Raw genomic sequence first — 11,862 nt, forward strand, 5'->3', positions numbered from 1 at the left:
CTATTACTTCTTATTGGAACCCTCTGGATGCAACCCAATGCCTTGATGACGTAACTTTAATTTTTCGATGACGTCAGACCAACCTAAATCCGCATCATGCAATAGCACACCTAAATGATAAAGTAAGTCAGCAGCCTCCGAAACTAATTCTTCTGAATCCTTTGCCATTGCAGCTAAAACTGTTTCTACCCCTTCTTCTCCCACTTTTTGTGCAATACGTTTTGTTCCCTGAGCATACAATTTTGCAGTGTAAGAACTTTGTGGATCTGCACCTTTACGATTTGCAATCAAGCGTTCTAATTTACTAAAGAAAATCCAATCAGGCTCAGTATTATATTCAAATTGATGAAAACAGCTTTCTGCTCCCGTATGACAAGTTTCACCAATGGGATTCGCTAAAATAAGCAAAGTGTCATTATCGCAATCCAGACTCATATCCACCACGTTTAAAAAATGTCCCGACGTTTCGCCTTTCGTCCACAAGCGTTTTTTGGTGCGAGAAAAAAAGGTCACACGTTTTTCCGCTACGGTTTTTTCAAGGGCTTCTTGGTTCATATAACCCAGCATTAACACTTCGCAAGTACTTGCATTTTGAATAATCACAGGCAGTAAATTATCCACTTTTTGCCAGTTGATTTGGGTTAGTTGTATCACAATCTCACCTCAATATTTTCTTGTTTTAAGTAGACTTTTAATTCACCAATATCAATGATCCGTTTATGGAACACGCTAGCAGCTAACGCGCCATCCACATTAGCTTCAGCAAAAGCATCTCTGAAATGCACCATTTCTCCTGCGCCACCCGAGGCAATCAATGGTAACTTGCACACTTCACGCACGAGCTTTAATTGGGCGATGTCGTAGCCTTGACGAACGCCGTCTTGGTTCATCATATTCAGAACAATTTCGCCCGCACCACGACGTTGCACTTCTTCCACCCAGTCAAGTAATTGCCAGTTGGTTTGGCGAGTGCGGCTTTCATCGCCTGTATATTGATTGACCCAATATTTGCCTGTTTCTTTTTCAAACCAACTATCTATGCCCACCACGATAGCTTGCACGCCAAAGCGATCTGCTAAGCGATTGATTAAATTCGGATCCGCAAGGGCAGGGGAATTGATCGAGATTTTATCTGCCCCAAAAGCGAACAATTTTTCCGCATCTTCCACGCTTTTAATGCCGCCTGCCACACAGAATGGAATATCGATCACTTGTGCTACACGTTCCACCCAGCTTTTATCAATGGTTCTGCCGTCAGAGGACGCCGTAATATCGTAGAACACCAGTTCATCCGCCCCCTCTTGGGCATAACGTGCCGCAAGCGGTACGATGTCGCCGATAATTTCGTGATTGCGAAATTGCACGCCTTTAACTACTTGTCCGTCTCGCACGTCTAAGCAAGGAATTATCCGTTTTGCCAACATTCGATCGCCTCCGCTACGTTAAATTTGCCTTCTAACAATGCTCGCCCCACAATCACGCCAGCCACGCCAGAGCCTTTTAAGGCTTGAATATCCGAAAGCGAGCCGATGCCGCCTGATGATTGGAACTGAATGGTTGGGAATTGGATGCATATTTCTTGATACAACGCCACATTCGAGCCTTGTAAAGTGCCGTCTTTGGAAATGTCGGTACATAAAACGTGTTGTAAGCCGACGGTTTCGAAAGATTGTAGTACTTGCTCTAAAGTCACGGAGCTAGTTTCTTGCCAGCCACTGATGGCAATGTGTTTTTCACCTTGTGCATTGATATTCACATCTAATGCCAGCACAAATTTTTCCGCACCGTATTTGTTAAACCAACCTTTCAGCATTTCAGGCTGTTTGACCGCAGTGGAACCAATCACCACACGATTTGCCCCCACCGCCAATAAATCCGCCACATCTTGCTCGCAACGAATGCCACCGCCCACTTGAACTGGGCAATTCACCCCACGAATCATCTCCCCAATCAGTTGGGTTTGGCGTTTATTCGGATCTTTCGCCCCCGTGAGATCCACCAAGTGTAACTGCTTCGCCCCCTGTGCCACATACTCTTGAAATTGTGCAATGGGGTTGTCGGAATAAAGGGTTTTCTGGCCGTAATCGCCTTGATAAAGACGCACCACTTGACCGTCAATCAGATCAAGGGCAGGGATAATTTGAGAGGTTTGCATAGTGTTTCCTATTATTTATGTTAAAAGTGCGGTTAAAAATCACGGTTTTTGCACTTTCGCAATCCGTTGTAACTGACTTCGCAAACTGCGTTTAAATGCCTCTGCTAAGGCATCACAGCAGATTGCAGCTTCTAATACCTCTTGCGTGAGATCTTCTGCAGAACTCGCAAGTAGCCTATTTAAATGATGAATCGTTAATTGTGGATAAGGGCATTGAATCCGTTGCACTGAATCTTTAACGTGAATCACCCCTTCTTTGATGACTCGCACATACCAGCCAGATAACCCTGAATGTCGCACAATATGATGGGTATCTTTATTGCCTGTATTTTTCGATAAGCGATCGCAAGGCTTACGAGGCTGGGAAACTTCCACAATTGCAGTGCCAATTTGATAACGATCTCCTACGCAAACATTATTTTCATCCCAACCAGACACAATAAAATTTTCCCCATAAGTAGCAATGCCTTGATAATCAAATTCTTTGCCAATAAGTGCGGTTAATTTTTGGAAAGATTTATCGGACATAAAAAATAATGCCTTATCTATGCCACCATGATGCGCTTTTAAGCTCACGTCATTACCTTCAGCACCAAGTTGATTCACTTTTACCATTGGCACCGGCTTTTTGCGTATGGCAGTTTCTAACATAGATCCGTCGTTAAAGGTTAAAGTTTCAATTCCGCCGATTTTGATCACTAAAATTTCAGCCTGCACTAAATATTCTCCACAAAATTCCGCAACAACTTTTCTCCAGCCTTGCCAGAACGCTCGGGGTGGAATTGTACGCCGTAGAAGTTGTTATGCTGAATGACTGCGGAAAATGGCACGCCGTAATCGCAGGTGGCGACGGTGTGCGGATTGGGCAATACACCGTAGCTATGCACAAAATAGAAATAGCTATCTTGCTCAATGCCTGAAAATAACGGGTGATCGGCGGCATAATGCACCTTATTCCAGCCCATATGTGGCAACGGCAAATCGCACACAGGCAGTTTTTCTGTTCTGCCCGACATCAATTTCAGTAGCTCCACATTGCCTTCTTCGGAATACTCAGTCATCAGCTGCATACCCAAACAGATGCCTAACACAGGCTGTTTCAGGTTACGAATGGTGTCGATTAACCCTAACTCCGCCAGATTTTTCATCGCCGCACTCGCTGTACCCACACCGGGTAAAATCAGCTTATCGGCGGACTGAATTTGGTCTAAATCACGGCTAATTTCCGCCTGAACGCCCAAACGGTCGAATGCAAATTTTACAGATGACAGGTTTGCACAGCCTGTGTTGATGATGATTAAGTTGGTCATTTATTTTCCTATTTATAGGGCTTGTTTAATCAGGCTCATTATATATTCCAAATGTTGAGTATCTTTCACAATAATTTGATAATCCCCATTTCCCCAATGCCCTAATTGAGAAACATCTTTCGTTAAATTTTTAGGATCATCAAGTTGTCCTTTTCTTAAATTGATCCCAATTTTCAAACCTGATTTCTGAATTTCAATATCCGCAATTGTGCGATTTAATTTAAATGAAACATATAATTTTTTAGCAGTACAACTAATTTCTGGGCTTAAGTTTAACAATGCCAATTTAAAGGCTTGATAAAGCTCTATGATTTCGTCAGATTTACCTGCTAAATGATCTTCTTCACTGTAGGTTTTAATTATTTTGGTGATTTCAGATAAATTTTCATTCTGTTTTTCATCTGCATATTTAATACTTGGTTGATAAGCAGATTTTTTTAATCCGTTGATCACAATAATGTCTTTTTCAAATTGTTTTATTTCCCAAAGTTCAATATTCAGATCTTTAAAATCAACGGCTTGTTTCTGTGTTTGGTTAAAAACAGGTGCAACAAACACCACTTTGCTTTGAGACCAATCCACCTCGTTCTTTCTCAGGTTTCGACCTAATTGTTCATTATATTCCAGCACAAAATCTGCTTTATGTTTTAATAGCGTATTTAAATAACTCACGCCTTGATCAAATACACTGTAATTATGATTTCGTTTATATTCAATAATCACAAAGGCATTATTTTCAGGATCAAACGCCAGCGTATCAATTCGTTGATTTTGTACGGAAAATTCAGATTTCACCAACACTAATCCCGTGGTAAGTGTGAGATTATTTTCCAATAAACGTTGTATATCTCGCTCTAATTTAAATGGAATTTCAGTTAAACTCGTTAAATGCGTTTTATTTTTATGGAAAATCTGCATTCTTTATCTCCTTATTTTCAATCGGTTACATTTCGCAAAAAAATAGCAAAATCCAACCGCTCTTTGTTATGTAAACATAATCGTTACAACACCCCTTTCGAACTCGGCAATTCATTCCCTTCCACTTTAATACACTGTCTCAACGTCCGTCCAAACACTTTAAACAGGCTTTCGATTTTGTGGTGGTCGTTGTCGCCTTTAGTTTTCAGGTGTAGCGTTGCCATGAGCGTGTAGGCGAGTGATTGGAAAAAATGCTCCGTCATTTCGGTGCTGAAATCGCCCACTTTTTCACGTTTAAATTTGGCTTTGAATTTGAAATAGGGGCGACCCGATAAATCCATTGTGCATTCTGCTTTGCACTCGTCCATCGGCAACACAAAGCCGAAGCGTTGAATGCCCCGTTTGTCGCCGAGGGCTTGTTTTAATGCAGTGCCGAGGGCAAGGGCGGTGTCTTCCACGGTGTGGTGTTCGTCGATCCACAAATCGCCTTTGCAGTACACATTCATTCTAAAACCGCCGTGGGTAGCGATTTGATCGAGCATATGATCGAAAAAGCCCACCCCCGTTTTGATGTCATTCATCCCTGTTTCGTCTAGCCACACTTGCACTTTAATGTCCGTTTCTTTGGTGGTGCGAACCACTTCCGCATAGCGTGGTTTACGGTCTAAAAGTGCGGTCTGTTTTGGCAATAATTTTTCCGCAATCAGATCCCAGTTAAGTTTTTCTCGGTCGTATTGCAAGGCTCGAATGCCGAGATTTTCTGCCAGTTGCACATCAGTGGCACGATCGCCAATCACAAAACTGGTGTCAGGATCGAACAATTTTTTATCAATGTATTTTTTCAATAATTTGATTTTCGGCTTACGGCAATCGCACTCGTCTTCGGGTTTGTGTGGGCAAATTAACACTTCGTCAAACTCAATGCCCTGTGACTTAAATAATGCCATCATCGCATTGTGCGGTTTGTCAAAATCTTCTTGCGGAAAAGATGGCGTGCCCAAGCCATCTTGGTTACTGACCATCACAAAGCGGTAAAAGGGTTTGAGTTTCAACAATGCGGGGATCACATTCGGTTCAAATTGCAATTTTTCTAAGCTGTCGATTTGAAAATCCGTCTTCGGTTCGTCAATTAAAGTGCCGTCACGGTCGATAAAAAGGGTTGGTTGCATAATCATCTCCATTGCGAAAAAAGTGCGGTGGATTTTGGGCGAGATTCTGAAAACTTTGCCTAGGCATTTACCTAGGCAATCGTTTACTTTTTAGCAATAAAATGATTAAAATTCAACTATTAATTGGTTGAAACCTGTTGGAAATGGCGAATTTTGTGATAAACATCTTCAAGATCAGAACTAAAATTAATTTTTTTCAATTCTGGTACAGCATTTGATTTGACAATCATGCGCAAAGGCTGAAATTGCATATTGCACATATAGAGTTGTTGATGAGGCAACATATGCTGTACAAAACGCGTTAAAGCATGAATTCCCCCAGTGTCTAACACAGTGACCGTATCGCATTGTAAGACAATATGTTTAATTTCATGATCTGTATGCACAGTTTTATCATGCAGCTCCGCAAACACATTATCTGCCGCAGCAAAGAATAGCGGTCCGCTAATGCGATACACTAAGACATCATCTAAATCTGCCGGATGAGATTGTTCAATAGACTTGGTCATTTCCGCAATTGTTCGGATAAACAACAAACTCGCTAATAACACACCAACGGTAATAGCAATCACCATATCAAAAATCACTGTTAATAAAATACAGGTAATTAACACCGCGATTTCATTTTTACCCGAACGACGCACAAGGGAAATAATGTTATGTAAATCAAGCATATTCCATGCCACCATAAAGAGCAATGCTGCCATGGAAGCAAGAGGCAAATAGGACAAAATTCCTGCAAAGAAAAGCAAGGCACAAAGCACTAAAAGACCATGCACCACACTTGAAATAGGCGAAACTGCCCCTGATTTAACATTCGCTGCAGAACGTGCAATCGCTGCTGTCGCGGTAATCCCCCCAAAGAACGGTGCAATAATATTCCCTAAACCTTGTGCTAATAATTCATTATTTGAATGGTGCTTTGTGTTAGTCATATTATCCAACACCACCGCACATAATAAAGATTCAATTGCGCCTAACATTGCCATAGAAAAAGCCGCTGGCAATAGCGCGCGTAAGGTTTCAAAATCCCACGACAATGTATGCCCTTGGGCATCAAGCAAAGTCCAAGGCAACACAAATTCAGGCAAAATATTGGGAATCCCCTGACCTATACTTCCATCAGGCAATGCATATTGAAAGGCAGAACCAATTGTCTGCACTGAATAGTCGAACTGAATTAACAATAAAGAAAGCAAAGTGCCTATCATCACCGCAGGTAAATGACCCGGAAAAGGCAAACGTAAACGATACCATTGCGACAACACAACTAAAGTCACTACACCAACTAAGGTATCAGCCCAGTTTGCAGTCGGAAGTGCAGTGAAAATCACTTGAATTTTGTCGAGGAAATGCGCTGGCATTTGTTCAATTTGCAAGCCGAAGAAATCTTTAATCTGCAAAGTAGCAATCGTAATGCCAATACCGCAAGTGAAGCCTAGCGTTACGGGCAAAGGAATGTATTCAATCAAACGACCTAAACGGCAAAACGCCATTAAAACCAAGATCAATCCTGATAATAAGGTCGCCATCAACAAACCGCTTAAACCAAACTGCTGGGTAACGGGATATAAAATCACCACAAAAGCGGCAGTTGGTCCTGAAATATTAAAACGAGAACCGCCCGTCAATGCAATCACAATGCCCGCAATAATCGCAGTATATAAACCATGTTGGGGCGCAACACCACTTGCAATGGCCAAAGCCATAGAAAGCGGAATGGCAATCATCCCAACGGTTAAACCAGAAATAATATCTTTTAACAAATGCTGCTTGCTATAACCTAAACGGAAACTGTCTTTCAACGCGCTAAAAGGTTTTACAGCAAGTAAAGCATGTTTGGTCAAAAACCATTTATTTAACATATCAATAACTCAAATCGATCTTAGAAAACAAAAGTGCGGTTATTTTAAATAGAATTTTGGCAAAATACTTTGCGTTTTCGCAATTAAATAGAAAAAAGACTAGACGAAAAGCAAGTTAATTCTTATAATCACGCCCACTTTCCAAACTGGAAAGCAATTGTCGATAAATTGTACAATACATTTATCAAGTTGGTGAGATGTCCGAGTGGTTGAAGGAGCACGCCTGGAAAGCGTGTATGTGGGAAACTGCATCGGGGGTTCGAATCCCCCTCTCACCGCCATCCTTAGTTTTTCAACTTTTTATTCCTTTTCATCACAGTTCTTGTATCATTATTGAATGCTAACCAACCTTTTCTTCGATAGAAATGAACAATGAATTAATCACGCGTATTCTCTATGTATTATTGATGGGATTTGGATTTCCTATTATGCGTTTTATGAGTTTACACTTTGAAACGCTAAATAATAATGCAGTGCGTTTTATTTCTGGAGGTTTGTTATTTATTTTAATTTGTGCCATTAAATATAGAACAGAAGTACAAAAAATTATCGCAGAGCCTCAGCTTCTGGTTTATTTACTTGTCCTTGCCATATTTATGACAGTAAATATGTACTTCTTTATCAAGGGATTACAATATACTTCGGCACTTGCTGGCAGTATTTTTGGCATATTAGCTATGCCTCTGGCTGTTATTATGGCGGCGATTTTCTTCCCTGATGAAAGAGCAAAAGCGACACAAAAACATTTCTACCTAGGCAGTTTATTAGCGATTATTGGTTCCTTAATGTTCGTTTTATATAGTGATAAGTCAAGTGGTAGTGACCATTTTTTAATAGGTGCCTTTTTCTTATTTATCGCTATTTTTATCCAATCGATTCAAAATCTTATCGTTAAAAAAGTGGCACAAAAATTGCACGCCATTGTGATTAGTGCTTCTACAGCTACTCTATCTGGGATTCTCTATTTAAGCTTGGCTTGCTATACAGGGAAAATCACACAACTTCAACATATTGAATTGAATTTACTCTTTGGCTTAGCATTAGCGGGTATTTACGGTATGTTAACGGGAATGTTAATGGCGTTCTATATTGTGCAAAAACAGGGCGTTGTTGTGTTTAATTTGATTCAATTAATTGTGCCATTATCCACCGCAGTTATTGGCTATTTTACATTAGGCGAAACCATCAATTTCAGCCAAGCTATTGGCGCAATCATTGTAGTTTTAGGCTGTATTCTGGCGCTACGCAGAAAAAATTAAAGGCGCAAATTGCGCCTCGATAATTGAATTAATATGCTTTTTTAAAAGGTTTACGCGTTGTTCGTTGTGCGTGTAAATTGGTGTTTTTTAATCGCATTGGTTTCGGTAATTCATCTATTAATGCATTCGGATCATATTGGCTTACCGGAATACTATGACCAATATATTCTTCAATAGCAGGTAAATTCATCGCGTATTGCTCACAAGCAAAGCTAATGGAAACACCACTTTCGCCAGCTCGCCCTGTACGTCCAATACGATGTACATAGTCTTCACGATCATCCGGTAAATCATAGTTAAAAACATGTGTTACGTCTGAGATATGTAACCCTCGTGCCGCAACATCCGTAGCAACCAAAATATCAAGATCACCATCAGTGAATTGCTTCAATAACGCAAGACGTTTTTTCTGAGCCACATCGCCAGTCAATAAGCCGACACGATGTCCATCTGCAGCTAAATATCCCCAAATTTCTTCGCATTTATGTTTCGTATTAGCAAATACAATGCAACGTTCTGGCCATTCTTCTTCCAATAATGTCAGCAATAATGCCATTTTATCTTGATTGGAGGGGTAAAATAATTCTTCTTTAATGCGGTGCCCTGTTTTTTGCAAAGGCTCAATTTCCACATATTCAGGATCATTCATATCCTCAAAAGCAAGCTCTCGCACTTTATAAGATAAAGTAGCGGAAAATAGCATAGTTAAGCGCTGTTGTGGACTTGGCGATTTGCGTAGTAAATAACGAATATCCTTGATAAAGCCTAAATCAAACATGCGATCCGCTTCGTCTAACACCACAACTTGAATCGCATTTAAATTAATCACATTTTGCTTAACATAATCAATCACACGCCCTGTGGTGCCAATAAGAATATCAACACCCGCCTCAATAGCTTTAATTTGTTTATCATAACCATCGCCACCATAAGCAAGTGCGGTGCGTAATCCCGTTGTTTTTACGAGCATGTCCGCATCTTTTGCAATTTGCACCGCCAGTTCTCGCGTAGGCGCTAAAATTAAGGCGCGCGGTTGATTATGGGCAAATGGACGAGGATACTCTAATAAATGATGAAAAGTTGCCGTTAAAAACGCCATCGTTTTCCCTGTGCCAGTTTGCGCTTGCCCCGCTACATCTTTTCCTTGCAAAGAAATAGGTAAGGAAAGCGCTTGAATCGGCGTGCAATATTCAAAGCCTTTGCTTTGTAAGGCAGATAAAACTTTGGGATTAAGCGGAAGATCAGCAAAACGTTGCTGAGATAAATGGTTATTGCTCATATATTGATCATTATTAATAAAATTCAGCTTAGCATACCATAATCTGAAAAATTTCCAAAAATCCACCGCACTTTATAAGGTTTTTCAAGCAAAAACTAGACAAAGCCTTGGATTAATGGTAACTTTACGCCCATTCTAAAGACCACAAGTCAACGTCTAACAATTCATTTATCCAATCTAAATAAACTATGCATTTAACAGAACTGAAAAACACGCCTGTATCAACCTTAGTTGAGCTTGGCGAAGGTCAAATGGGCTTAGAAAATCTTGCTCGTTTGCGTAAACAAGACATTGTATTTGCTATTCTTAAACAGCACGCCAAAAGCGGTGAAGACATTTTCGGCGGCGGCGTATTAGAAATTCTACCTGATGGTTTCGGCTTCTTACGTTCCGCAGATAGTTCTTATTTAGCCGGCCCTGACGATATTTATGTTTCACCAAGCCAAATTCGTCGTTTTAACTTACAAACAGGGGACAAAGTAGAAGGCAAGATTCGACCACCAAAAGAAGGCGAACGCTATTTTGCTTTATTAAAAGTAGATCAAGTCAATGACGACCGTCCTGAAGTTTCCCGCAGTAAAATTCTTTTCGAAAACTTAACTCCATTACATGCCAACTCTCGTTTACGTATGGAACGTGGCAATGGCTCAACCGAAGATTTAACTGCACGTATTCTTGATTTAGCCTCACCAATTGGTAAAGGACAGCGTGGTTTGATCGTCGCACCACCAAAAGCGGGGAAAACGGTTTTATTACAAAATATTGCACAAAGCATTACTTATAACTATCCAGAATGTGAACTCATTGTTCTCTTAATTGATGAACGCCCTGAAGAAGTAACGGAAATGCAACGTACCGTACGTGGCGAAGTAATTGCTTCTACATTTGATGAGCCAGCAACACGCCATGTTCAAGTGGCAGAAATGGTTATTGAAAAAGCAAAACGTTTAGTAGAACACAAAAAAGACGTCGTGATTTTATTAGATTCTATTACGCGTTTAGCACGTGCTTACAATACGGTGACACCTGCCTCAGGTAAAATTCTTTCTGGTGGTGTGGACGCCAATGCATTACATCGTCCAAAACGCTTCTTCGGTGCAGCCCGTAACGTAGAAGAAGGCGGTAGCTTAACCATCATCGCCACAGCCCTTGTGGATACGGGATCAAAAATGGATGAAGTTATTTTTGAGGAATTCAAAGGTACCGGTAATATGGAACTTCATCTTTCACGTAAAATTGCAGAACGCCGCGTGTTCCCAGCCATTGACTTTAACCGTTCTGGTACACGTAAAGAAGACTTACTCACCACGCCAGACGAGCTACAGAAAATGTGGATTTTACGTAAAATCCTCAACCCAATGGGCGAAGTGGAAGCCATGGAATTCCTCATTGATAAATTAATGGTTGCGAAAACCAATGAAGAATTTTTTGAAGTGATGAAACGTTCATAACATTTAACAAATAAAAAGTCTTATCTGTGATCTGCCACCCCAAAGTTGGACTAAACAACCAACTCATTGGGGAGCAGATTTTTTTATAGTTAAATACAGCCCTTATTTCAGACCAAAGTTGATCTGGTTTTATCTTCTAAGAGAAATAGGAATATTGGACTAAAGGTAAATATCTTCAATATCTAAATAACTTGAAAAATATTTATCTATTTTATAGACTGACTGCGCAGGTATAGCGAATTCACGTTTAATTCTGGAGTGATTTAAATATATGTCAAGGATTGACGCTATTAATATAATATCCCCCTATACCTGCCTTTCCTTTTTCTTTACGACAAAATGCTAAAGATTGAATTATTGATTCAAAATAGATTTCTTGTGTAAAAACATCTATCCAGTAAACCGTTGTAAAGCTCACAAAATAAGCACCACCAAGATTATTCATTTTATATTTTC

12 protein-coding genes and 1 tRNA gene are annotated in these 11,862 nt (G+C 40.3%); 3 read left to right on the forward strand and 10 right to left on the reverse strand.

The window, feature by feature from the left end; translation table 11 throughout:
• Positions 1–3: 3 nt before the first annotated feature.
• From hisIE to dauA, 8 genes are all read right to left on the reverse strand, one after another.
• Entirely contained in the window at positions 4–654 is a 651-nt protein-coding gene (gene hisIE, locus ACUXZ4_RS09245; protein WP_464972909.1) for a bifunctional phosphoribosyl-AMP cyclohydrolase/phosphoribosyl-ATP diphosphatase HisIE, read from the reverse strand.
• Positions 651–1,424: an imidazole glycerol phosphate synthase subunit HisF gene (hisF, locus tag ACUXZ4_RS09250; protein ID WP_464972910.1), complete on the reverse strand. Its 774-nt coding sequence runs from the start codon at positions 1,422–1,424 to the stop codon at positions 651–653. Before hisF ends, hisIE begins: the two co-directional genes overlap by 4 nt.
• Entirely contained in the window at positions 1,406–2,155 is a 750-nt protein-coding gene (gene hisA, locus ACUXZ4_RS09255; RefSeq protein ID WP_464972911.1) for a 1-(5-phosphoribosyl)-5-[(5-phosphoribosylamino)methylideneamino]imidazole-4-carboxamide isomerase, read from the reverse strand. The genes hisF and hisA overlap by 19 nt, the downstream gene beginning before the upstream one ends.
• Positions 2,156–2,194: 39 nt before the next feature.
• Positions 2,195–2,872: an MOSC domain-containing protein gene (locus tag ACUXZ4_RS09260; RefSeq protein ID WP_464972912.1), complete on the reverse strand. Its 678-nt coding sequence runs from the start codon at positions 2,870–2,872 to the stop codon at positions 2,195–2,197.
• Positions 2,872–3,465 (reverse strand): imidazole glycerol phosphate synthase subunit HisH, encoded by a 594-nt coding sequence (gene hisH, locus ACUXZ4_RS09265; protein ID WP_464972913.1) that lies wholly within the window; start codon positions 3,463–3,465, stop codon positions 2,872–2,874. The genes ACUXZ4_RS09260 and hisH overlap by 1 nt, the downstream gene beginning before the upstream one ends.
• Before the next feature lie 12 nt (positions 3,466–3,477).
• Positions 3,478–4,383: a DUF5655 domain-containing protein gene (locus ACUXZ4_RS09270; RefSeq protein WP_464972914.1), complete on the reverse strand. Its 906-nt coding sequence runs from the start codon at positions 4,381–4,383 to the stop codon at positions 3,478–3,480.
• Positions 4,384–4,466: 83 nt separating this feature from the next.
• Complete coding sequence (gene hisB, locus ACUXZ4_RS09275) at positions 4,467–5,558, reverse strand: bifunctional histidinol-phosphatase/imidazoleglycerol-phosphate dehydratase HisB (protein WP_464972915.1); 1,092 nt, start codon at positions 5,556–5,558, stop codon at positions 4,467–4,469.
• A 113-nt stretch (positions 5,559–5,671) separates the two neighbouring features.
• Positions 5,672–7,417: a C4-dicarboxylic acid transporter DauA gene (dauA, locus tag ACUXZ4_RS09280; RefSeq protein ID WP_464972916.1), complete on the reverse strand. Its 1,746-nt coding sequence runs from the start codon at positions 7,415–7,417 to the stop codon at positions 5,672–5,674.
• A 191-nt stretch (positions 7,418–7,608) separates the two neighbouring features.
• Here dauA and ACUXZ4_RS09285 point away from each other — a divergent pair.
• Together ACUXZ4_RS09285 and ACUXZ4_RS09290 are read left to right on the forward strand one after the other, a co-directional pair.
• Positions 7,609–7,698, forward strand: a tRNA-Ser gene (locus ACUXZ4_RS09285).
• Between the two features lie 84 nt (positions 7,699–7,782).
• On the forward strand, positions 7,783–8,676 hold the full coding sequence (locus tag ACUXZ4_RS09290) for a DMT family transporter (protein WP_464972917.1): 894 nt from the start codon (positions 7,783–7,785) through the stop codon (positions 8,674–8,676).
• 28 nt (positions 8,677–8,704) lie between these two features.
• On the opposite strand, the gene rhlB is transcribed toward ACUXZ4_RS09290, so the two are convergent.
• Positions 8,705–9,955: an ATP-dependent RNA helicase RhlB gene (rhlB, locus tag ACUXZ4_RS09295; protein WP_464972918.1), complete on the reverse strand. Its 1,251-nt coding sequence runs from the start codon at positions 9,953–9,955 to the stop codon at positions 8,705–8,707.
• A 188-nt stretch (positions 9,956–10,143) separates the two neighbouring features.
• Between rhlB and rho the strand changes: the two genes are divergently transcribed.
• The gene (gene rho / locus ACUXZ4_RS09300) at positions 10,144–11,406 is read left to right on the forward strand and encodes a transcription termination factor Rho (protein WP_464972919.1); all 1,263 of its coding nucleotides are present in this window, start codon (positions 10,144–10,146) and stop codon (positions 11,404–11,406) included.
• Positions 11,407–11,680: 274 nt separating this feature from the next.
• Here the strand turns inward: rho and ACUXZ4_RS09305 are convergent, their stop codons facing one another.
• Positions 11,681–11,851, reverse strand: a complete 171-nt coding sequence (locus ACUXZ4_RS09305; protein ID WP_464972920.1) for a hypothetical protein — start codon at positions 11,849–11,851, stop codon at positions 11,681–11,683.
• Positions 11,852–11,862: the final 11 nt, after the last annotated feature.

The sequence above is a fragment of the Reella acinonychis genome (genome assembly GCF_052828705.1).